17 protein-coding genes are annotated in these 22,642 nt (G+C 31.8%); 15 read left to right on the top strand and 2 right to left on the bottom strand.

The features are described from left to right. The first annotated feature begins 97 nt into the window (after positions 1 to 97). From O3802_RS06485 to guaB, 8 genes are all read left to right on the top strand, one after another. Positions 98 to 1,675, top strand: coding sequence for a type I restriction-modification system subunit M (locus tag O3802_RS06485; RefSeq protein WP_371458798.1), 1,578 nt, complete (start codon positions 98 to 100; stop codon positions 1,673 to 1,675). Further along, positions 1,668 to 2,663 (top strand): virulence RhuM family protein, encoded by a 996-nt coding sequence (locus tag O3802_RS06490; protein ID WP_371458799.1) that lies wholly within the window; start codon positions 1,668 to 1,670, stop codon positions 2,661 to 2,663. Before O3802_RS06485 ends, O3802_RS06490 begins: the two co-directional genes overlap by 8 nt. Beyond that, positions 2,664 to 3,941 (top strand): restriction endonuclease subunit S, encoded by a 1,278-nt coding sequence (locus O3802_RS06495; RefSeq protein WP_371458800.1) that lies wholly within the window; start codon positions 2,664 to 2,666, stop codon positions 3,939 to 3,941. Between the two features lie 32 nt (positions 3,942 to 3,973). Continuing rightward, positions 3,974 to 4,561, top strand: coding sequence for a restriction endonuclease subunit S (locus O3802_RS06500; RefSeq protein WP_371458801.1), 588 nt, complete (start codon positions 3,974 to 3,976; stop codon positions 4,559 to 4,561). Between the two features lie 59 nt (positions 4,562 to 4,620). Then, positions 4,621 to 7,626, top strand: coding sequence for a type I restriction endonuclease subunit R (locus O3802_RS06505; RefSeq protein ID WP_371458802.1), 3,006 nt, complete (start codon positions 4,621 to 4,623; stop codon positions 7,624 to 7,626). 121 nt (positions 7,627 to 7,747) lie between these two features. Beyond that, positions 7,748 to 8,623: an Hsp33 family molecular chaperone HslO gene (hslO, locus tag O3802_RS06510; protein ID WP_371458803.1), complete on the top strand. Its 876-nt coding sequence runs from the start codon at positions 7,748 to 7,750 to the stop codon at positions 8,621 to 8,623. 108 nt (positions 8,624 to 8,731) lie between these two features. Next, positions 8,732 to 9,331, top strand: coding sequence for a xanthine phosphoribosyltransferase (locus O3802_RS06515; protein WP_371458804.1), 600 nt, complete (start codon positions 8,732 to 8,734; stop codon positions 9,329 to 9,331). Positions 9,332 to 9,338: 7 nt separating this feature from the next. Next, the gene (gene guaB, locus O3802_RS06520) at positions 9,339 to 10,802 is read left to right on the top strand and encodes an IMP dehydrogenase (RefSeq protein ID WP_371458805.1); all 1,464 of its coding nucleotides are present in this window, start codon (positions 9,339 to 9,341) and stop codon (positions 10,800 to 10,802) included. Positions 10,803 to 10,912: 110 nt separating this feature from the next. Here the strand turns inward: guaB and O3802_RS06525 are convergent, their stop codons facing one another. After that, entirely contained in the window at positions 10,913 to 12,256 is a 1,344-nt protein-coding gene (locus O3802_RS06525; RefSeq protein ID WP_371458806.1) for a sodium-dependent transporter, read from the bottom strand. A gap of 375 nt (positions 12,257 to 12,631) precedes the next feature. After that, positions 12,632 to 14,083: an aldehyde dehydrogenase gene (gene aldA / locus O3802_RS06530; RefSeq protein WP_371458807.1), complete on the bottom strand. Its 1,452-nt coding sequence runs from the start codon at positions 14,081 to 14,083 to the stop codon at positions 12,632 to 12,634. A 403-nt stretch (positions 14,084 to 14,486) separates the two neighbouring features. On the opposite strand from aldA, the gene gnd reads away from it, so the two are divergent. The 7 genes from gnd to O3802_RS06565 all read left to right on the top strand — a co-directional run bounded on the left by gnd (position 14,487) and on the right by O3802_RS06565 (position 22,630). Further along, positions 14,487 to 15,899 carry a decarboxylating NADP(+)-dependent phosphogluconate dehydrogenase gene (gnd, locus tag O3802_RS06535; protein ID WP_371458808.1) on the top strand — a complete coding sequence of 471 codons (1,413 nt, stop codon included), beginning with the start codon at positions 14,487 to 14,489 and terminating at the stop codon, positions 15,897 to 15,899. Beyond that, positions 15,889 to 17,262: a glucose-6-phosphate dehydrogenase gene (gene zwf, locus O3802_RS06540; protein ID WP_371458809.1), complete on the top strand. Its 1,374-nt coding sequence runs from the start codon at positions 15,889 to 15,891 to the stop codon at positions 17,260 to 17,262. Before gnd ends, zwf begins: the two co-directional genes overlap by 11 nt. A 161-nt stretch (positions 17,263 to 17,423) precedes the next feature. Continuing rightward, the gene (locus O3802_RS06545; RefSeq protein ID WP_371458810.1) at positions 17,424 to 18,386 is read left to right on the top strand and encodes an asparaginase; all 963 of its coding nucleotides are present in this window, start codon (positions 17,424 to 17,426) and stop codon (positions 18,384 to 18,386) included. Positions 18,387 to 18,469: 83 nt separating this feature from the next. Further along, the gene (locus O3802_RS06550) at positions 18,470 to 19,099 is read left to right on the top strand and encodes an exonuclease SbcC (protein WP_371458811.1); all 630 of its coding nucleotides are present in this window, start codon (positions 18,470 to 18,472) and stop codon (positions 19,097 to 19,099) included. Positions 19,100 to 19,269: 170 nt separating this feature from the next. After that, positions 19,270 to 20,307 (top strand): sugar-binding transcriptional regulator, encoded by a 1,038-nt coding sequence (locus O3802_RS06555; RefSeq protein WP_371458812.1) that lies wholly within the window; start codon positions 19,270 to 19,272, stop codon positions 20,305 to 20,307. Positions 20,308 to 20,328: 21 nt separating this feature from the next. Next, positions 20,329 to 21,336, top strand: a complete 1,008-nt coding sequence (gene gap, locus O3802_RS06560) for a type I glyceraldehyde-3-phosphate dehydrogenase (RefSeq protein ID WP_371458813.1) — start codon at positions 20,329 to 20,331, stop codon at positions 21,334 to 21,336. 97 nt (positions 21,337 to 21,433) lie between these two features. Continuing rightward, entirely contained in the window at positions 21,434 to 22,630 is a 1,197-nt protein-coding gene (locus O3802_RS06565) for a phosphoglycerate kinase (protein WP_371458814.1), read from the top strand. The last annotated feature ends 12 nt before the right edge of the window (positions 22,631 to 22,642 follow it).

The raw sequence follows: 22,642 nt of genomic DNA on the forward strand, positions 1-22,642 counted from the left end.
AAAAAGGCTACGAATAATTTCGTGCCTTTTTTTCATCGTAAAAGGGATAGTTTATGATATAATTAGTATTGATTAATAAAAATTCAGGAGAAAAATAATGGCTAGTAAGAGAGAAAATAATGAAGGTCTTCAACGTGCAGAACTACATAGGAAGATTTGGTCGATAGCAGATAATGTTCGAGGAGCAGTAGATGGCTGGGATTTTAAACAATATATACTAGGAATTTTATTTTATAGATTTATCTCTGAAAATATGAGAGATTACTTTAACAAAGCGGAGTATGAAGCAGGAGATGTTGAGTTTAATTATGCTGATATAAGTGACGAAGAAGCTTTGAAATATTTTAAGGCGGGAACAGTAGAGGAAAAAGGATTTTTTATTTTACCAAGTCAACTTTTTGAGAATGTTGTAAAAACAGCAAATGAGCAGGATGATCTTAATGTTCAACTTGATAATATTTTTAAAGAAATAGAAGGTAGTGCTATAGGGCATGGTTCGGAAGAAGATATAAGAGGTTTATTTAGAGATGTAGACCTTACAAGCAATCGTTTAGGAGAAACAGTTCAAGAAAAAAATACAAAGTTAACTAATATTTTAGTAGGGATTAGCGAACTTAATTTTGGGAATTTTGAAGATAATCATATTGATGCCTTTGGGGATGCTTACGAATATTTAATCTCTAATTATGCATCTAATGCAGGAAAGTCTGGTGGAGAGTTTTTTACACCGCAAACAGTATCACGCCTTCTTGCACGTATAGTAGTAGACGGGAAAACTAAAATTAATAAGGTATATGATCCAACATGTGGTAGTGGGAGTTTACTTTTGCAAATGCGTAAATTTGAGGGTGTTGAAATAGAAGATGGTTATTTTGGTCAAGAGATTAATATGACTAACTACAACCTTGCTCGTATGAATATGTTTTTACATAATGTTAATTACGCTGATTTTTCTATTAAACGAGGGGATACACTTTTAAATCCACAACATACTGATGAAAAACCATTTGATGCAATAGTTTCTAATCCACCATATTCTATTAAGTGGATAGGTGATGGAGATCCAACTCTTATTAATGATGAGCGATTCGCTCCAGCTGGGAAATTAGCACCGAAATCTTATGCTGATTTTGCGTTTATTATGCACTCATTAAGCTATTTATCAAGTAAAGGGCGCGCAGCTATAGTATGTTTTCCAGGAATTTTTTATCGAAAAGGTGCCGAAAGAATTATTCGAAAATATCTTGTAGATAATAACTTTGTTGACTGTGTTATTCAACTTCCGGATAATTTATTTTTTGGTACTTCAATCGCAACGTGTATTTTAGTTCTTGCTAAGAATAAAACAGAAAACAAAGTGTTATTTATTGATTCGACAAAAGAGTTTAAAAAAGAAACAAATAATAACATATTAGAAGAAAAAAATATTGAAAATATTATGGGAGAATTTCGCAGTAGAGCAGATAAAGAATATTTCTCAAGATATGTGGAGACAAAAGAAATTGTTGAAAATGACTATAATTTGTCAGTATCAACATATGTAGAAAAAGAAGATACAAGAGAAAAAATAGATATTAAAGTATTAAATAAAGAAATTGAAGAAACTGTGAAAAAAATAGATGAACTTCGTGCCTCAATAGATGAGATAGTTAGGGAGCTTGAAAGTAATGAGTAATAAAATAATTATTTATAATACAGAAGATGGAAAAGCAAAAATTAACTTTAGATTAGAAGATGGAACAGTATGGCTTAATCAACTCCAAATTGCCGAACTTTTTCAAACGACAAAACAGAATATAAGCAAGCATATAAAAGCTATATTAGAAGATGGTGAATTAAGTGAAGATTCAACTGTCAACTATCAGTTGACAGTTCAAAAAGAAGGAAATAGAGAGATAGAAAGAAACATTGCTTTTTATAATCTTGATATGATTCTTGCTATTGGATACCGAGTACGTTCACCACGTGGAGTTCAGTTTAGAAAATATGCATCTACAGTGTTAAAAGAATATCTAATTAAAGGATTTGCTATAGATGATAATCGTCTTAAAAACTTTGGAGGGGGTAATTACTTCAAAGAACTTTTAGAACGTATTCGAGATATCCGTTCAAGTGAAAAAGTATTTTACCGTCAAGTGTTAGACTTGTTTTCAACATCAATAGACTATGATAAAAATAGTAAAGAAGCTAAAAGTTTCTTTGCAACTGTTCAAAACAAAATACATTATGCAATACACAATCAAACAGCTAGTGAGTTAATATATGATAGAGTTGATGGCAATAAGGAATTTATGGGGTTGACAACTTTTAAAGGAGACTTACCAACACTAACTGAAGCTAAAACAGCAAAAAATTATTTGAGTGAAAAAGAATTACGTAGTTTAAATCAACTTGTATCTGGATATTTAGACTTTGCTGAAAGACAAGCAGAACGAGAAAAAACTATGACAATGGCTGATTGGATAAAACATGTAGATAATATATTGCAAGCAACAGGTGAAAATATATTAGAAAATGCAGGGAAAGTGTCGCGTAAACAAATGGAGAAAAAAGTAGATGAAGAATACAAAAAGTATTCAGATCATACTCTAACCTCAGTAGAGAAAGATTATCTAGAAGAAATAAAAAATATAGAAAAAATAGCGAAGAAAGGAGGGAAGTAAGTGACTAACATATTAGAACTCCTAAAAAACGAAAAAGTAGAATGGAAGAAGTTAGGGGAAGTGTGTGAATTTATTAATGGATTTGCATTTAAAAGTAGTTTGTTCTCTCAAAATGGAGAAGCTGTAATAAGGATCACTAATATTAATTCAGGAAAAGTGATATTTGATGATTTGAAGTATATAAAATTAGATGACTACCCAGAATTAGATAGGTATAAAGTAGAAAAGAATGATATTTTAGTAGCGATGTCTGGTGCAACAACAGGGAAAATAGGATATCAGTACGAGGATAGAATAGGCTATTTAAATCAGCGAGTAGGAAAGTTTATTCCTGATAAGAGTATAGTAAACAGAAGATTTTTATTTCATTTTTTATATAATATAGAAAGTGAATTATTTTCTTTAGCTACTGGGAGTGGTGCACAACCCAATTTAAGTTCAGAAGCTATTAAAAAAATTAATATCCCAATTCCTTCACTAGAAACCCAAGAAAAAATAGTAGAAATACTTGACAAATTCACAAATTATGTTACGGAACTTCAGTCGGAACTTCAGTCGGAACTTCAGTCACGTACTAAGCAATATACTTATTATAGAGATAAGTTGTTAAGTGAAGAGTACCTAAATAAAATAACTAAAGAAATGGAAGATGATAGAAAGTTAGAAATTGTTACTTTAGGAGAAATTGGTGAATTCACTAGAGGTAATGGATTACAGAAAAAAGATTTTAAAGATAAAGGGAATCCAGTAATCCATTATGGACAAATTTATACTAAGTATGGGTTTACAGCTGAGAAAGTTTTATCATATGTAAGTGATGAAATTTTCTTTAAATTAAGAAAAGCGCAGAAAAATGATATTTTAATAGCGACTACGTCAGAAAATATAGAAGATGTTGGAAAAAGTGTTGTCTGGCTAGGTGATGAAGAAGTTGGATTTTCAGGAGATATGTATAGTTATAGTACTCAGCAAAATCCAAAATATATTGCATATTGTTTTCAAACAAATAATTTTCAAAGACAAAAAGAAAAAAAGGCTACAGGAACAAAGATGATTAGAATTCATGCTAATGATATGGAAAAGTTTGAAATTCCACTTCCCCCTATTTCACTTCAGAATAAAATAGTGAAAGTGTTAGATAAGTTTCAAATATTGCTTGCAGATACAAAAGGATTGTTACCAGAGGAAATTGAGAAGCGACAAAAACAATATGAATATTATCGAGAAAAACTATTGACATTCGATGTAGAATGTGATAGCACGCACGCACGCACATAATATCTAATCTATACTATGAAATTCTACAAAAAGTGGCTAGAATTGTTGAAGTGGATATTGAGGATAAGGTAGAGTGGAAAAGAATTTCTGATTTCTGTAAGAGGCAAAAAGGAATTAATATTACTGCCAAACAGATGAAAGAATTAACTACAGAAGATGGAGATGTAAAAGTTTTTGCTGGTGGGAATACTGTAGCTTATTTATATCAAGAAATAGTTGGAAGAGAGAATATTGTTGATAAACCTAGTGTTATAGTGAAATCGAGAGGTACCATTGATTTTGAGTACTTTGACAAAATGTTTACTCATAAAAATGAAATGTGGTCATACTCAATAAGTGATAAAAATAATATTAAGTACTTATATTATTACATGAAAACCAATATAGAGTATTTTAGAAGTAGAGCTATTTCAGGGAAACTTCCTCAAATATCTACTGGGGTAACTGACAATTATAAAATCCCTCTTCCCCCTCTTCACGTTCAACAACATATAGTAAATATTCTTGATAAGTTTGATACTTTAGTAAATAATATTAAAGAGGGATTATCTAAAGAAATTGAACAACGCCAGAAACAATATGAATACTGGCGAGAATGTTTATTAAGCTTTCCAAAATAATATTAATATGGATTATAATGGGGAATAAAGGTGATAAAAATAAGAAAAGGAGTGAAAGTATGTCAGAAGAGAAATTAAAGTACAATACCTTACCTATTGCAGAGATGACAGGTGGAATAGTTTTAGCTAATTTTGAAAAGCCTGAGAGAAGAGTAGAAGAATATCAAACAGAAGCTCAGTTAGAAGAAAATATGATAAATAATCTAGTCGCTCAAGGATATGAAAGACTTGATATTACGACTATGGCTGAGTTGTATGAAAATCTTAGAGTGCAAATAGAAAAACTAAATGATGTAAAATTTAGTGATAGTGAATGGAAGAGGTTTTTGTTAGAGTATTTAGACACACCTAATGATGGGATAGTAGAAAAAACTCGTAAAATCCAAGAAAACCATATTTATGATTTTATATTTGATAATGGTAGATTAAAAAATATAAAAATTATAGATAAAAAAAATATATATAATAATTATCTTCAAGTAGTAAATCAAATAAGTGTAGCCAAAAATAGATACGATGTTAGTATTTTGGTTAATGGATTGCCACTGATTCATATAGAACTTAAAAAGCGTGGCGTTAATATAAGAGAAGCTTTTGGTCAGATTCAACGATACGAAGATGAGAGTTTCAATATTGATAATTCGTTGTATAAATTTGTTCAGATTTTTGTTATTTCGAATGGAACTTATACGAGATATTTTGCCAATACTACTGAACGTGATAAAAGTAATTATGAATTTACATGTGAATGGGCCGACGCGAAAAATAAAATTATCGCAGATTTGGAAGATTTTACAGCAACATTTTTTGAAAAAAGAACCTTACTAGAGATATTGACAAAATATTGTATTTTTAATGCTAAAGATGTGCTACTTATAATGCGTCCTTACCAAATAGCGGCTACAGAAAGAATATTATGGAGAATTAATTCGAGTTTTGAAAATAAAAAGGCTGGTAGCGTAGAAGCAGGTGGTTATATTTGGCATACTACTGGATCAGGGAAGACTTTGACATCGTTCAAATCAGCGCGACTTGCAACAGAACTAGATTATATTGATAAAGTATTTTTTGTAGTAGATAGAAAAGATTTAGACTACCAAACTATGCGGGAATATCAGAAGTTCCAGAAAGATAGTGTAAATGGAAGTAAGGACACTAAAGAATTAAAATTAAGTATTGAAAAACAAGACAATAAAATAGTAGTAACTACAATTCAAAAATTAAATGAGTTTGTTAAAAGTAATAAAAGTCATGAAATCTATAACAAACATTGTGTACTTATTTATGATGAATGTCATAGGTCACAATTTGGGCTTGCACAAAAAAATATTCAAAAAGCATTTAAAAATTATTATCAATTTGGATTTACAGGAACACCGATTTTCCCAGAAAATTCATTAGATAGCCAAACGACCGCTGATATTTTTGGAGTTCAGTTACATAGTTATGTAATTACTGATGCTATTCGTGATGCCAAAGTATTGAAGTTTAAAATAGATTATAATAGTATAAATCCGAAATTTAAAAAGTCAGAAGAAGAAACTGACGAAGAAAAGTTAAAAGTTCTTGAAAAGCAAATGTTACTTCATCCAGAACGTATTTCGGAGATTACAAAATATATATTAGATAATTTTGATATGAAAACTTATCGTAACACTCAATATACAGTGAAAAGTAAAAGGTTAAATGGCTTTAATGCTATGTTTGCGGTTCAAAGTGTAGAGGCGGCTAAGATGTATTATGAAGAATTCCAAAAACAACAAGAAAACTTGCCGGAGAATAAGAAGTTGAAAGTGGCAACTATATTTAGTTATTCTCCAAATGAAGAAAAAAAAGTAGTAGGAGAAATAGAAGAAGAAAGTCTTACCCCGTCTGCTATGTCAACTACTGCCAAAGAATTTTTGACAAAAGTAGTAGCTGATTATAATGAGTATTTTAAAACTAACTTTACAATTGAGGGAAATGGTTTTGAAAATTATTATAAAGATTTATCAAGTAGGGTTTGTAATAAAGAGGTAGATTTACTGATTGTAGTTGGAATGTTTTTAACAGGGTTTGATGCTCCTACGATGAATACTTTGTTTGTTGATAAAAATTTACGTTATCACGGTTTGATTCAAGCATTTTCTAGAACAAATAGGATTCTAAATAAGGTAAAAGTTTTTGGGAATATTGTTTGTTTTAGGAATCTAGAAAAAGCTACGAAAGATGCAATAAAGCTATTTGGAGATGAAAATAGCATTAATATAATAGTTGAACGTAGTTATGATGACTATATTAATGGATTTATTGATGATGAAACGGGGAGTACTGTAAGGGGTTATGCTGAATTATGTCAAGAAATAATCGAAAGATTTCCAGAGCCAACACAGATAACATCAGAAAAAGAGCAGAAGGAGTTCGCTAAACTATTTGGTGAGATTTTGAAAAAAGAAAATATTTTGCGTAACTATGATGAATTTAGTGGTTTTGAAAAAATAATTCCTGATAGATTAAAACAAGATATGAAGAGTGTATATATAGAGATTAGAAATAAAAAAATATCACCTCATCTAGATAAAGGAGACTCTAATGTTGATTTTAGCGATGTTGAGTTTCAAATTGAGCTTTTGAAAACAGAGGAAGTTAATCTTGACTATATACTTACATTAATTTTGGAAAAAGCTAAAGAACAAGGAGATATAGAGATTCTAAAAGAAGAAATTCGTCGCCTTATACGCTCTTCTTTGGGAACACGAGCGAAAGAACACTTAATAATTGAATTTATCAATCGTACGGATATAACAGAATTCACTAGCAATGAAGAGATAATAGAAGAGTTTTATAAATATGCTAAAGCACAAAAAGAGAAAAAAATAGAAGAGCTTATTGCGGAAGAAAATTTAAAAGAAGATTCTAAGAAATTTATTGAAAAATCTATAAGTAAAGGGAAAGTGGTTCAAGGTGGAACAGCATTGGATGAAGTGTTACCATCGATTTCGAGACGAGGTGGGGCTAGAGAGGCTAAGAAACAATCTGTATTGAAAAAATTAAAAGATATAGTTAAAGTGTTTGTCGGTATATAAAATTAAGTAAGCATTAAGATTGTTAATTATTTTAATAGACAACAATCCTTATTCCCTGTATAATAAAAAATCGTAAGTGACTTAGTAATTAGAAAATGATTCAGAAAGGACTTTTATTTTGATGAAAGATTATTTAATCAGAGGTCTAGCCTTTAATGATGAGATTAGATTTTTTGTAACAAAGACAACAGATTTAGTAGAAGAAATCAGAAAACGTCATAATGCTTATCCAACAGCAATTGCAGCTACGGGGCGTGTTGCGACTGTAACAACTATGATGGGAGCTATGCTAAAGAGTGGAGATAGAATTGATGTAGCAGTTCGTGGAGATGGCCCAATAGGAACAATATACGCTTCGTCAGATGAGCTTGGAGAAACAACCGCATATGCTAAAAATATGCAAGTTCATATTCCAAGTAATTCCCAAGGAAAACTAGATGTAAAAGGTGTAGTAGGCGGTGGAAATATTACCGTAGTACGTGATTTAGGTTTAAATGAAAAATATACGACAACTTCTCCGATAGTTTCAGGAGAAATCGCTGAAGACTTTACATATTATTTTGCAGCAAGTGAGCAAGTTCCATCAGCAGTATCATTGGGAGTACTTGTTGATACTGATAATTCAGTTATAGCTGCGGGAGGTTTTATTCTTCAAGTATTACCTCAAGCAACTGATGCAACAATAACAAAGTTAGAAAAAGTAATCTCTAATATAAAACCTATATCTACACTTATTCATGAAGGAAAGACTCCAGAAGAAATTGCAGATATTTTGTTTGAAGGAGAAGAGAATTATCGTATTTTACGTAAAAATGATGTTGTCTTTAAATGCACATGTTCAAAAGAACGCTATAAAGATGCTTTAGTTACATTAGGTCGTGAGGAATTAGAGAGTCTTTCTCAAGAAGAGTCTACTGAATTAGTCTGTGCATTTTGCAAGGAAAAATATCATTTTACAAAAGAAGAAATAACAGAGTTATTAGAAAACTTAAAGTAAAATTATGAATAAAAGAGTTAGATGAGTAACAATTCGTCTAGCTCTTGAATTTTTATAAAAAGTTTGATATCATAAGTAAAATTACTTAAATTATATCAAGGAGATATTATGGAACTGCTAAGAGAAATGATTGTCACTGATGGTAAAGTTTATGACAATAATGTATTAAAGGTTGATTCGTTTTTAAATCATCAAATAGATGCTAGTCTAATGATGAAAATGGCAGAATCTTTTTATGAGTATTTTGGGAAAGAAAAAATAACGAAGATTCTTACAATAGAAGCAAGTGGTATCGCCCCTGCGATTCTAGTTGCACATTTTTTTAAAGTGCCGATGGTTTTTGCGAAGAAAAGTAAGCCGGCAACTTTGAAAAATAATGATATTTATACCGCAGAAGTACATAGTTATACAAAAAATGTAACTAATACAATAGTAGTTTCAGAAAAATTCATAAATAAAGAGGATAATATTCTTATAATTGATGATTTCTTGGCGAATGGTCAAGCGACTCTTGGTCTTATGGAAATAGTTGAAAAGGCTGGAGCCAAAACTGTTGGAGTGGGTATCTTAGTCGAGAAAAGTTTCCAAAATGGTCGTAAATTATTAGAACAAAAAGATGTGAATATTTGCTCTTTATGTAGAATCGCCTCTCTTGAGAATAATGAAGTGAAGTTTAATGTAGCAGATGACGAAATAAAGAAAGGATAAGAGGATAATGTGGGAGAATAAATTTCAAAAAGAAGGTTTAACATTTGATGATGTACTATTAGTGCCAGCTAAAAGCGATATATTACCTAAAAAAGTTGATTTAAAAGTTAGCTTAACAGACAAGATAAAATTATCTATTCCAGTAATTTCAGCAGCTATGGATACGGTTACTGAATACAAAATGGCGATTGCTATGGCTCGTGAAGGTGGAATAGGTGTGATTCATAAAAATATGTCTATTGAAGAGCAAGCAGAGCAAGTAAGAAAAGTTAAACGTTCGGAAAGTGGGGTTATCACAGATCCTTTCTTCCTAACTCCAGATAGTTTAGTAGACGAAGCTGAAAGCTTGATGCAACAATATAAAATCTCAGGGGTACCAATTGTAAATAATATAGACGATATGAAAGTTGTAGGTATTATAACTAATCGTGATATGAGATTTTTAACTGATTTTGATATTAAAATTAGTGAAGTTATGACAAAAGAACATTTGGTTACAGCGCCAGCTAATACTACTTTGGAAGAAGCAAGTGTAATTTTACGTGGTCATAAAATTGAAAAATTAATTTTAACTGATGAAGCAGGAAAACTTACAGGATTAATTACTATTAAAGATATTGAAAAGTTAGCGAAATATCCTAATTCAGCAAAAGATGAAAAAGGTAGACTATTAGTAGCAGCATCAGTAGGAATTACTAATGATACAGTAGCTCGTGTTGATGCTTTAGTAGAAGCTGGAGTTGATGCTATCGTCGTTGATACTGCTCACGGACATTCTAAAGGAGTGTTAGATGCAGTTAAGGTTTTAAGAACAAATTATCCAGAATTAGATATTATCGCAGGTAATGTTGCGACTGGAGAAGCTGCTCGTGATTTATTTAATGCTGGAGCAGATGTAGTTAAGGTTGGTATTGGGCCAGGATCTATCTGTACAACACGTGTTGTTGCAGGTGTAGGTGTACCACAAATCACAGCAATTTATGATTGTGCAACTGTAGCTCGAGAACTTGGAAAAACTATTATTGCTGATGGTGGTATTAAATATACAGGTGATGTAGTAAAAGCAATCGCAGCTGGAGGACATGCAGTAATGTTAGGTTCTATGCTTGCAGGATGTGAAGAATCTCCAGGTGAGTTAGAAATTTTCCAAGGAAGAACATTTAAAGCATATCGTGGCATGGGATCAATCTCAGCGATGGAAAAAGGTTCTAAAGATAGATACTTCCAAGAAGATGGTAAGAAACTGGTTCCAGAAGGAATCGAAGGACGTACTCCATATAAAGGTGCTGTAGCAGAAACTATTTACCAAATTATCGGCGGTCTTCGTGCTGGTATGGGTTATACTGGTTCAAGAAATCTACACGCACTTCGTGAAGATGCACAATTTGTACGTATGACAGGCGCTGGACTTATCGAATCTCATCCACATGATGTTCAAATCACAAAAGAAAGTCCAAACTATTCTAAATAATAAATAAAATGTAAAGATAGGAGTTAATAAAAAACTGCTATCTTTATTTTAAAATAAACAATAAACCTAGAGTAAAGAAAGAATCTTTATTCTAGGTTTATTGTTTTAGTTTAGAAAAATTGTGCTAAACAAACAATCGCGATAATAATTGGTAAGATGTAACGAAGTAAGAATAACCATACTTTGAAGAAGCCTAAGCTTACTTTATTATCTTCTTTAACATGAAGTTCACGCATCGCTACTTTTTTGTCTAATACATAACCTGTAAAAATTGATAAGAATAGACAACCAAGTGGCATTAGGATATTTGATACTAAAAAGTCCATAGAATCGAAGAATGTTTTACCAAAGAATAGTGTGTTGGCAAGTGTTCCATATGAAAGTGCAGATGGAATACCGAAAACAAATGTAAGTATACCAACAATAACGCTCCATTTAGTACGATTAGTATTTTTTTGATCTGTAAGATTTCCTACATTGATTTCTAACATAACAACTGATGAAGTAATAGTTGCAAATAAGAATAATATTAAGAATAAAATATAGAAAATTTTACCAAAAGCCATATTGTTGAATAATTGTGGCAGAACGATGAATAATAAACTTGGGCCACCTTCAGATTCCATACCGAATGAGCTCATAGCTGGGAAAATAGCAAGTCCTGCCATAATAGAGACAGCAATATTCATTATAACTACTGAAACTCCAGATTGAACCATGTTAACTTGTTTATTTAAGTACGATGCATAAGTTAGCATAGCTGTAACTCCGATAGAAAGTGCAAAGAACGATTGTCCTAATGCGAATAATAATCCTGAGGTAGTAATTTTAGAAAAGTCTGGTTTTAAGAAGTAAGTTACTCCGGCCATAGAATTTGGTAATGTTAATGATCTTGTTATAATAATTAGGAAGATGATGAATAACATTGGCATCATAATTTTTGATGCGCGTTCAATTCCTTTTTGGACACCACGAGATACAATTAAGACATTTAATAGAATAAACATCGCCTGAGCTCCTAAAGCAATCCACGGATTAGAGATGATAGTACTAAAAAGTGCAACATAATCGCTAGTAGAATAAATACCCAAAGCATCTGCTATTGAAATACCAAGATAAACTAGTATCCAGCCGCCAATTACGCTATAAAAAGATAATAGTACAAATAATGCGAATGCACCAATAATTCCGAAGATATTATATTTTTTGTTTTTCCCTAGTTTCCCGAAAGTTTTAACTGCTGAAACTGCTGCACCACGTCCAAGGACGAACTCTGCTAGTAAAAGTGGAAGCCCTATTAAAAGTGTGAAAATAAGGAAAATTAATAAAAAACTTCCTCCACCATTGGCAGCAGTCATGTATGGGAATTTCCAAACTGCCCCAAGACCTATTGCTGAACCTGCAGAAGCAAGTATGAATCCTATTTTAGACCCCCATTGAGATTTTTCTGACATAAAATTTTCCTCCTAACATAATACATTATTAATACAAAAAGCTATTCAGTAAAAACTAAATAGCCTTAATAAAAATATATAATATTACTCAAAAGCCATTCAGTTTATACTAATGGCTGTAAACAAAACTTAACTAGCCATTGTAGATGACGGTGTCGGTGCACTTACATCTACAATTAACATAGATATAAGTGCTTCTAAAATGGCACGAAAAAGTATTCTTTTTTAGTTAAGTCTAAAATTTTCATTTTGAGTAGCTCCTTAATTAATTATTGTTAAAATATTATCATTTTTCTGACAATTTGTCAACTTTTTTTGTGAAATTAGTTATAAAAAATAAAGGAGACCATTAAGGCCTCCTTTATAATATATTTATTAGTCGTTATCTAATTGAAGATAAACTACTTGAGTAGTTAAGTATTCTTCTAATCCATGTTTTCCATCGGCACCACCAATTCCTGATTTACGACGCCCTGCATGGAATCCTTGCATTGCTTCAAAGTTTTCACGGTTAACATAAGTTTCACCAAATTTTAAGCCATTAATAGCTTTAAATGCAGTGTTAAGATTTTTAGTATAAACTGAAGAAGTTAGACCATATTCAGAATCATTAGCGTAATCTATTACTTCATCTAAAGTTTTAAATGTCGCAACAGGAATTACTGGTCCGAATATTTCCTCTTTCATAATAATCATGTCATTTGTTACATCAGTTAAAACAGTAGGTCCATAGAAGTATCCTACTTGTTCTTTGTCTACTTCTCCACCGTAAGCAAGTGTAGCACCTTGTTTAACAGCGTAACCAACTTTTTCGATCACTTGTTTTAATGCACGTTTTTCAATAAGTGGCCCGTAATCCAAACCACGTTCTTTATTTGGATCTCCAAATTTAACTTTATCAAGTTCGTTGAATAAAGCTTCTTCGAATTTTTCTTTTATACTTTCATGAACGTATACTCTTTCTGCACAGTTACATACTTGACCTGAGTTGATAACACGAGAAGCAACAATTGCTTTTGCTGCAAGTTCTAAATCTGCATCTTCAAAAACTATAGCTGGAGCTTTTCCTCCAAGTTCTAATGAAACATTAGTGATGTTATCAGCAGCTGCTTTCATAACTTCTTGTCCTGCAGCAAGGCTACCTGTTAAACTTACTAAACCAACTTTAGGGTGAGATGCCAATCTGTTACCTACTACTGATCCACGACCGTGAATGATGTTTAGTACACCTTTTGGTAAACCAACTTCTTGACAAATTTCAGCAAAGATATGAGCGTTAATTGGTGTAAGTTGACTAGGTTTAAGAACTATTGTATTACCAGTAAGTAATGCAGGTGCAGCTTTTCTTGCGATTAAGAAAAATGGGAAATTCCAAGGTAGAATCCCAGTAGTTACACCATAAGGACGTTTGAATAAAAGAATATGCTCATCTTTTCTATCACTTTGAATAATTTCTCCCTCGTATCTACGTGCCCATTCTGCCATGTAGTCCATATAATCAGCTGTGAAAAGTACTTCTACTTTTGCTAGTTCAAAAGTTTTTCCACCTTCATTAACGATAGTTTGTGTAATTTCTGGTTCACGTTCACGAATTTTTTTAGCGATTTTACGTAAATATTCTCCGCGTTCTACGGCCGGAAGTTTCTCCCATGATTTTTGTGCAGCATCAGCAGCATTAATAGCACGATCAACATCTTTACAGTTACCAGCTGGAATTTTAGCGATTACTTCCTCGGTAGCTGGATTTAACACTTTAAGATGCTCGTGATTAAGATGTTCTTCAAACTCCCCGTTTATGAACATTTTTAAAATTTTAACTTCAGTCATAGTAGTTCTCCTTTATGATATGATTTTAAAAAGTAAACGTTATCATTACTTTTATAAAATTATATCGTAAAAAAAATTAAAAAACAAATATTTTGTTTGTTTTTTAGTAAATATTTAGCTATTTAAAGTTAGGTAATAGTAATTTTAGTAAAAAATTTAATATATAACTGTAAATAAAAATACGATATAATTATAATAAATTTAAAGGGATATGACACCTGTTTGTTTTGATTTAAGAGATTTTTGTTTGTAAGTTATTGTTATTATATTGTTGTGATTATCGTATATTTTTCTAAAATATTATATGCGAGTTATAGTAAAAAATTTTTTGAGTAAAATTATTACCACAAATATTGTATTTAGTGGTATAATTTAAAAGTAAGAAAAACTAGGAGGTTTAGTAATGAAACAAAATATCGGAGTTATTGGATTATCGGTAATGGGAAGTAATTTAGCGTTAAACATTGCTGACAATGGATTTAAAGTAGCGGTGTTCAATAGAACAACGTCTGTTGTTGACAAAATGTTAGAGGAGTATCCACATAAAAATGTTGTAGGAAGATATTCTTTACAAGAATTAGTAGATGGATTAGAAAAACCAAGAAAAGTTGTCTTAATGGTGAAAGCAGGTTTTGCTGTTGATAGTCTTATTGATCAACTTACTCCGATCCTAGACAAAGGGGATATCATTATTGATGGCGGTAACTCTTTCTTCAAGGATACGCAAAGAAGATATAACTTGCTATTAGAAAAAGGAATTAATTATTTTGGTGTTGGAGTTTCAGGAGGAGAAGAAGGGGCTAGATTCGGACCTGCTTTAATGCCTGGTGGTGATGAAAAAGCATATGAAGAAATTCGTCCGATTTTAGAAGCAATTGCGGCGAAAGTTAATGGAATTCCATGTTGTAGTTATACTTCAACAGGTGGAGCTGGACATTACGTAAAAATGGTTCATAATGGTATAGAGTATGGAGATATGCAATTAATCTCTGAAGCTTATCAAGTGCTAAAACACTTAGGGGAATTTAGCAATGAAGAACTACAAGCTACCTTTGAAGAATGGAATAAAGGTGAATTAGAATCATACTTAATAGAAATTACAGCTAATATTTTCAAGGTTAAAGAAGAAGATGGAAGCTATTTAGTAGATAAAATTTTAGATAAGTCTCAACAAAAAGGTACAGGGAAATGGACTAACGAGCAAGCTATTGATTTAGGAATTGATGTTTCTGTAATTACAGCAGCCCTAAATGGTCGCTATATGTCTAACCTTAAAGAAGAGCGTGTTCGTGCAGAAAAAGAGTTTGCTCGTAAACCTTACGCAATTGTTGAAGATAAAGAACATCTTAAAGAAATTGTTCGTGACGCATTATTTATTTCAAAAATTGTTTCTTATGCACAAGGATTCAAACTTCTTCAAGCTGCAGAAAAAGAATATAATTGGACTTTTGATTATTCACAAATTGCAAAAATTTTCCGTGGCGGGTGTATTATTCAAGCGAAAATACTTCAAAATATTATTGAGGCATACCAAAATAACCCAGAGTTAGCTAACTTAATATTTGATCCATTTTTCAAAAATATTATTGAAACAAGACAAGATAATTTACGTGAAGTAGCTGCATTGGCAATTACTAATAGATTACCATTAAGTGCTATGACTTCAGCTATATCATACTTAGATATTTACACCACTGCTGAAAGTGGAGCTAACTTAATCCAAGCACAACGTGATTACTTTGGAGCGCACACTTTTGAGAGAACAGATAAAGAAGGAAATTATCACTATGACTGGGTTGGAAACAATGAAAAATAAAAGTGCAATTACACTATTTGGTGGAACAGGAGATTTAACCTATAGAAAGTTATTGCCGGCCTTGTATAATCTAGATGTTCTTGGGAAATTAGATAAAGAATTTAAAATTATTGTAATTGGACGTAGACCATATAGCCAGGAAGATTATATTAGCATAGTACGAAATTGGGTGGAAGAACATGCGAGAACAAAGTTTGATGATAGTGATTTCCAAAAATATTCTTCGAGAATTATCTACTTTAAAATGGAGATGACCAATGTAGAAGATTATAAATTGCTACAAGAATTTTATATAGAGCTTGGAATTACAGAACATATTTATTACTATGCTGTTGCTCCATCATTCTTTATAACTATTACTAATGGATTGAAAAAATATTGTTCAGAAAATAATGCTAAGGTTATAATAGAAAAACCATTTGGAGAAGATTTAGAAAAAGCTGGAGAACTTAATGATAAGTTGGCAGAATTTTTCAGTCAAGAAGAAATTTATCATATAGATCATTATCTAGGGAAAGAAATGATTCAAAATATTTTGTCCTTACGTTTCAAAAATATTATTTTCAAAGGTGTTTGGAATAAAGATTTTATAGAAAACATACAGATTACAGCAGCAGAGGCTGTTGGGGTGGGGACACGTGCTAGTTATTATGATAAGAGTGGTGCCGTTAAAGATATGGTACAAAACCATCTATTACAAGTTTTATCGATAGTAGCCATGGAAGAACCGAAGGAAGATGGAAGTCGTGGAATTCACGATAGCCAATACAATCTTCTTTCTAAATTAGCACCTGTTACTAATGTAAATGATAGTCTGGTGATGGCGCAATACGAAGGTTATTTAGATGAGGAAAATATTTCTAAAGATTCTAAGACTGAGACTTATGCAGCGTTAAAATTATTTATTGATAATGAGCGCTGGCAAGGGGTGCCATTCTTTATTAGGACAGGTAAGAAAATGAAGACCCGCGAAACTCAGGTTGTTGTTCAATTTAAAGCTGTAGGGGATACTCCCGGTAATGTGTTGATAATTAAGATTCAACCGGATGAAGGTGTTTATTTCCAATTTAATGCTAAAAAACCAGGAACAGAACAAGAACTTCAACAGATTTCTCTGGATTTTTGTCAGAGTTGTATTCTTGAAAATAAAATAAATACACCTGAAGCATATGAGAGGTTATTAGATGCGTGTTTTAAAGGAGAACGTGCATTATTCTCTCAATGGGATCAAATAGTTGTATCATGGACTTTTGTTAATGAGTTATTGGCAAAATATTATGAACAGGGGGCGCCAATGTATACTTACAAACAAGGATCAATGGGGCCTGGAAAAGCGAATGAATTTGTTGATTGGATAAGATAAAAGTAGAGATGTGTTGCAATTTTTGTAACACATCTTTTTTAGAAAAATTTAAAAATTACTTTTAATGTCTATTTGAAGTTTACGCAATAGTATAAGTATAGTATAATAAGTTATGGATTGTATTATTTTGGATAAAATAATAGTTAAGGAGAGAATTAGTTTTGAAAAAAATATTGATATTAAATACAGGTGGAACGATTTCTATGAGTGAAGATCATACAACGGGAAAAGTTTCGCCAACAAAAAATAATCCTATAAATATAGGGGAAGGGCTGTTTTCTCATATATGTCATATAAATATGGAGAATTTATATAACCTTGCTTCTCCGCAAATTACAGAACGTGAAATGTTTAATTTGAAAGAGCGTATTTTAAAAGCTGTTAATGAAGGGTATGAAGGTGTTGTAGTGACGCATGGAACTGACACCCTAGAAGAAACGGCGTATTACTTAGAATTAACATTAAATGTTAATATTCCCATAGTAATAACAGGGGCTATGCGTTCTAGTAATGAAATAGGAGCGGATGGATTGGCGAATCTTAGAAGTTCTTTAGTTGTTGCAGTTAGTGATGAGAGTAGTGATAAAGGAGTACTTGTTGTAATGAATGATGAAGCGCATACTGCGACTTATGTTACTAAAACACATACTACAAACGTAGCCACATTCCAAACGCCGACTTTTGGGCCAATAGGGCTAGTATCAAAAAATGAAGTTATTTACTTCCAAAGATTACTAAAGGAAGAACATTATGAGGTAAATACTATTGGGAAAAAAGTGTATCTATTAAAAGCCTATGCAGGAATGGGTGGTGAACTTATTGATGCTGTTCGTAAACTAGGTGCAGATGGTTTAGTTATAGAGGCGCTAGGAGCAGGCAACCTGCCACCTAAAACTGTACCAGCAATAAAGCAACTGCTTGATGAGAACATTCCCGTTGTTTTTGTTTCAAGAGCATTTAATGGAGTAACGCAAGATGTTTATGACTATGAAGGTGGAGGGAAAAGATTCTGCCAAGAGGGTGTTATTTTTACAACAGGTTTAAGTGGTCAAAAAGCCCGTATAAAGCTTTTAGTTTTACTAGAGGCAAATATAGATAAATGTAAATTAAAAGAGCTATTTTAGAGTTTCTATAATTAAATTAAGTTGAATAATTCTAGGAAATATGATAGTATAATAAGGAATTTTATGGGGAAAGAGGTGTAATCTTGAAATTTAAATATCATAAATCATATAAGGGGTTTTATCTGTTAGAAGATAATAAATTTAAGCGTCCTTATCAAAAGTTAAATGAGGAAAAAACATTAGAAAATTTAGCTAATAAAGTAGAATTTAAGCAAGATGAAATTGTTGAAATAGAAGACAAATTAGTGGTTTTTGTACAAAAAGAAAAAAGTGGAGAATTAGTAAAGAAATCAGCTAGCAAAGAAACATTAAAATCAAAAGGTATATTAAAGGTTGATTTTAGTAAACTAGAACTTAAGTACAATATACCAGCATTACTTCTGGAGAATTTATATGAGGTAATTTTAAAAGATCAGAAATCTTCTGAAAAAGAATTAATATCTGTTTTATCTGTAATAGAAAATATTATATTATCAGACGGATTATTTTTCTCAAAGGTAAGAAAAATATTTTACTATAATGTAGAGGAACTAAACCTAGTTCTTACTAGATATAATTTTTGTAATTTGAATATCGATAAGTTAAAAAAAGATATTGAATTAAATTATCCTAGTCAGTATATTTCTGATTTACCAGTAGATTATAAAGAATATGAAATGATTTTTGTGTTTTATTTTATTATATTGGTAGAGTTATTATCAATTTTAAAATAAGAAATAAATTTTTTGATAATATTATAATAAAAAGTCTTGATTTTTTTATGGGCGTTTGTTATAATCTAATCAGAAAGTTTATTTTTTTACAACTCATTGGTCAAAGAATGACCTAGCAGGACTGAAAACGTCCAAATAATAAATTTTCAATGAATAGGGGATAAGTAAGTATGGATATTTTACATTTGTTACATATACAAAGTAGACTTATACCCGAAATGCTTATAAAATTTAATAGTCGGTATGAACTGTTGATTACGATAAAAATTAATCAACCAGTAGGAAGAAAGACATTATTAAATTTTGTGAGTATGACGGAAAGACAATTACGAACGGAATGTGACGTATTATCTAAATTAGGTTTAATTACAAAACATACGACGGGGATGAATATCACTGAAAAAGGAGAAGAATTTCTTTTAGAAGTAAAATCATCTTTAATGAATGATAGTTTTGTTAAGGAAAGAAATATAATTAAAAAACATTTCTCAGTAAAACAAGTTTATGTTGTAGCAGGGGATTTTGTTACTAGTGAAGTTACTCGCTCAGAGATGACAGAGTTGCTTTTAGATAAAGTCAATGAACAAATAACTAAAGAATGTGTTATTGGAGTTAGTGGTGGTAGTACAATGTATTACGTTGCTGGAAAAGCCAATGAAACATTTGGTTATAAAAAAGATGTTATTATAACACCTATAAGAGGAGGTTTATCAGTTGTAAATACCGAATATCAAGCTAATGATATTGCGGCAAAAATGGCTAATAACTCAGGGCATGGTTATCAACTACTACATGCTCCAGATAATATAGGAAAAAAAGCATTAGAAGAGCTTGTAAAAGAGCCTGTTGTAAAAAATGCGCTTGATGTTATAGATAGAACATCGATTATAATCCATAGTATAGGGAATGCTTTTGAAATGGCTCATAGAAGAAAGTCATCTATGGAAGTTTTAAAAGTGTTAGAAGATAAAAAGGCCGTTTCTGAATCATTTGGAAGTTATTTTGATAAGGACGGAAAAGAAATATTTAAAACTTCAACCATAGGGATGAGTTTTAAAGATGTTGATGGCATTAGTAATGTCTTTACAATAGTAGGTGGAGAAGAAAAAGCGGATGCAGTATTTAGTTATTTATGTACAAAACCTGCAAATGCAACGCTTATTATTGATGAGGCTATTTGCAAAAAAATTATAACAAAATTAAAATAAAATTTTAGGAGGAACTAAAACATGACAGTAAAAGTAGCAATTAATGGATTTGGACGTATTGGAAGATTAGCATTAAGAAGAATTGAAAACGTAGAAGGAATTGAAGTAGTAGCGATTAACGACTTAACACCAGTTAATCAATTAGTACACTTATTAAAATATGATACTACTCAAGGACGTTTTAAAGGTGAAGTTATAGAAAAAAACGGAAGTTTAGTAGTAAATGGTAAAGAAATCAAAGGATTTGCTAACGCAAACCCAGCAGAACTACCATGGGGAGAATTAGGAATCGATGTAGTATTAGAATGTACTGGTTTCTTCACTTCTAAAGAAAAAGCAGAAGCTCACATTCAAGCAGGAGCTAAAAAAGTTGTTATCTCAGCTCCAGGTGGAAACGATGTTAAAACTATTGTATACAATGTAAACCATGAAACTCTAGATGGAACAGAAACAGTTATCTCAGGTGCTTCTTGTACAACTAACTGCTTAGCTCCAATGGCTAAAGCTTTACACGATAACTTTACAGTAGTTGAAGGATTAATGACTACAATTCACGGATATACTGGAGACCAAAATACACTAGACGCTCCTCACCGTGGTGGTGATTTACGTCGTGCTCGTGCAGCAGCTGAAAACATCGTACCTAACACAACTGGTGCTGCTAAAGCAATCGGATTAGTAATCCCAGAATTAAACGGGAAATTAGATGGAGCTGCACAACGTGTACCAGTACCAACAGGTTCATTAACAGAATTAGTAGCAGTAGTTGAAAAAACTGTTACAGCTGAAGAAGTTAATGCTGCAATGCAAGCTGCTTCTAACGAATCATTTGGATACAATGTTGATCCAATCGTTTCTTCAGATATCGTAGGAATCGAATACGGTTCATTATTTGATGCAACTCAAACAAAAGTATTAACAGTTGGAGACAAACAATTAGTTAAAGTTGTTTCTTGGTATGATAATGAAATGTCTTACACTTCTCAATTAGTAAGAACATTAAAATACTTTGCAGGATTAATAAAATAATCTATAATAGATAATAGGAAGAATAGATAAGATATAAGTTTACCAAACTTATATCTTGTCTCATATATTCTAATAAATTTTTAAAAAGGAGCTTTCCATGAAAAAATCTATCAAAGACTTAGGTAATTTACAAGGGAAAACGGTGTTAATGCGTGTTGATTTCAACGTGCCTTTAAAAGATGGAGAAATTACTAACGATAATCGTATTACAGCAGCATTACCGACAATAGAGTATGCGTTAAATCAAGGTGCAAAAGTTGTTGCATTTTCTCACTTAGGACGTGTGAAAGAAGAAGCTGATAAAGCTTCAAAAAGCTTAGCGCCAGTAGCTGTAAGATTATCAGAATTATTAGGTAAAGAAGTTAAATTCGTACCTGAAACTCGTGGGGCTGAATTGGAAGTAGCGATAAAAGGATTAAAAGATGGAGAAATCTTAATGTTTGAAAACACTCGTTTTGAAGATGTTGATGGCAAAAAAGAATCTAAAAATGATCCTGAACTTGCAAAATACTGGGCTTCATTAGGGGATGTATATGTTAATGATGCGTTTGGAACAGCGCATCGTGCCCATGCCTCTAATGTTGGGATTGCATCTAATATTGGTGAAGGTAACTCTGCTTCTGGATTTTTAGTTGATAAAGAAATTAAATTTATTGGTGGAGCAGTAGACAATCCAGATCGTCCGTTGGTAGCAATTTTAGGTGGAGCTAAAGTTTCCGATAAAATTGCTGTTATTGAAAACTTATTAGAAAAAGCGGATAAAGTAATTATCGGTGGAGGTATGGCTTATACTTTCATGAAAGCACAAGGTAAGGAAATAGGTATATCACTTTGTGAAAATGATAAAGTTGAATATGCTCGTGAGCTTATGGCTAAAGCTGGAGATAAACTTGTTTTACCTATTGATACAGTAGTTGCTAAAGAATTTTCTAACGATGCACCAAGCCGTGTTGCAGCAGGAGATATTCAACCTGATGAGGAAGGGTTGGATATTGGCCCGAAATCAGTTGAACTATTCAAGAAAACTCTTGAAGGAGCAAAAACTGTAATTTGGAATGGACCTATGGGTGTGTTTGAAATGCCAAACTTTGCTAAAGGGACTATCGGGGTTTGTGAAGCAATTGCAAACTTAGAAGGTGCTACTACTATTATTGGTGGTGGTGATAGTGCAACTGCTGCTATTTCTCTAGGATACGCTGAAAAATTCTCTCATATTTCAACTGGTGGAGGAGCATCTTTAGAGTATCTTGAAGGAAAAGTATTACCTGGTATTGACTCATTATCAAATAAATAATTTTTTAAAAAT

It is taken from the genome of Gemella sp. 27098_8_92 (assembly GCF_041433685.1).
Lineage (GTDB): Bacteria > Bacillota > Bacilli > Staphylococcales > Gemellaceae > Gemella.

Excerpts from the sequence above, each read along its gene's own strand:
- aldA (WP_371458807.1), bottom strand. The coding sequence starts at position 14,083 with ATGACTGAAGTTAAAATTTTAAAAATGTTCATAAACGGGGAGTTTGAA.
- gnd (WP_371458808.1), top strand. The coding sequence starts at position 14,487 with ATGAAACAAAATATCGGAGTTATTGGATTATCGGTAATGGGAAGTAAT.
- O3802_RS06525 (WP_371458806.1), bottom strand. The coding sequence starts at position 12,256 with ATGTCAGAAAAATCTCAATGGGGGTCTAAAATAGGATTCATACTTGCT.
- O3802_RS06505 (WP_371458802.1), top strand. The coding sequence starts at position 4,621 with ATGTCAGAAGAGAAATTAAAGTACAATACCTTACCTATTGCAGAGATG.
- zwf (WP_371458809.1), top strand. The coding sequence starts at position 15,889 with ATGAAAAATAAAAGTGCAATTACACTATTTGGTGGAACAGGAGATTTA.
- hslO (WP_371458803.1), top strand. The coding sequence starts at position 7,748 with ATGAAAGATTATTTAATCAGAGGTCTAGCCTTTAATGATGAGATTAGA.
- gap (WP_371458813.1), top strand. The coding sequence starts at position 20,329 with ATGACAGTAAAAGTAGCAATTAATGGATTTGGACGTATTGGAAGATTA.
- O3802_RS06485 (WP_371458798.1), top strand. The coding sequence starts at position 98 with ATGGCTAGTAAGAGAGAAAATAATGAAGGTCTTCAACGTGCAGAACTA.
- O3802_RS06490 (WP_371458799.1), top strand. The coding sequence starts at position 1,668 with ATGAGTAATAAAATAATTATTTATAATACAGAAGATGGAAAAGCAAAA.
- O3802_RS06565 (WP_371458814.1), top strand. The coding sequence starts at position 21,434 with ATGAAAAAATCTATCAAAGACTTAGGTAATTTACAAGGGAAAACGGTG.
- guaB (WP_371458805.1), top strand. The coding sequence starts at position 9,339 with ATGTGGGAGAATAAATTTCAAAAAGAAGGTTTAACATTTGATGATGTA.
- O3802_RS06515 (WP_371458804.1), top strand. The coding sequence starts at position 8,732 with ATGGAACTGCTAAGAGAAATGATTGTCACTGATGGTAAAGTTTATGAC.
- O3802_RS06555 (WP_371458812.1), top strand. The coding sequence starts at position 19,270 with ATGGATATTTTACATTTGTTACATATACAAAGTAGACTTATACCCGAA.